2 protein-coding genes are annotated in these 779 nt (G+C 72.9%); both read left to right on the top strand.

Annotation, left to right across the window (positions count from 1 at the left end; translation table 11 throughout):
- Window positions 1–241: FCD domain-containing protein (locus AC1DWF_RS33730; protein WP_476842848.1), on the top strand; the 241-nt coding region annotated here is incomplete at its 5' end.
- Window positions 238–779 (top strand): Ldh family oxidoreductase (locus AC1DWF_RS33725; RefSeq protein ID WP_476842847.1); only part of this gene is annotated, 542 nt, incomplete at its 3' end. The genes AC1DWF_RS33730 and AC1DWF_RS33725, both read left to right, overlap by 4 nt.

The raw sequence follows: 779 nt of genomic DNA, 5'->3' as shown, positions 1-779 counted from the left end.
CTACGCGCCCTGCAACCGGCCGACCCTGCTCGCGATGATCCAGGCGAACTTCACCAATGCGGACCGCTTCCTGCGGCTGCGGCTGTCGCAGACGACGGGGAAGGAGGGGCCGCAGAAGGAGCATCGCGAGATCGTCGCCGCCTGCCGCGCGGGCGACGCCCAGCGGGCGGCCAGGCTGCTGGAGGAGCACATCGCGCGCTCGCGCAAGTCCCTCGCCGCCGCGATGCGGCTGAAGCGATGACCTATGCGGAACTGCACGCGCTGCTGACGCGTATCTTCGGGGCGCACGGCATGCCGGAGGCGAGCGCGGCGATCCTCGCGACCGCCGTCGCGCAGGCGGAGCGCGACGGGTGCTTCAGCCACGGGCTGTTCCGGATTCCGGGCTACCTCTCCTCGCTGCGCGCGGGATACCTCGACGGCGCGGCCGTTCCGGTGGTGGAGCAGCCGCGCCCCGGCACGATCGCCGTGGATGGCGCTGGCGGATTCGCGCAGGTGGCGCTGGAGGCCGGCCGTGCACGCCTGCTCGACGCCGTGCACCGCCAGGGCATCGCCTGCATCGCCATCCGCAACGCGCATCACTACGCCTCGCTCGCGACCGACATCGAGCCGCTGGCCGAGGCCGGGTACTTCGCGCTCGCCATGGTCAACGGCCGCAGCCGCGTGGCGCCCTTCGGCGCGCGAAAGGCCGTGATCGGCACCAACCCCATCGCCTTCGCCTGCCCGCGGGCCGGCGGTGCGCCGCTGCTCTGGGACATGGCGACGAGCGCCATCGCCAATGG

Source organism: Aminobacter sp. P4_D5 (genome assembly GCF_056401815.1).
Note: the sequence above shows the minus strand (reverse complement) of the source record. Positions and strands in the feature narration are given on the sequence as shown.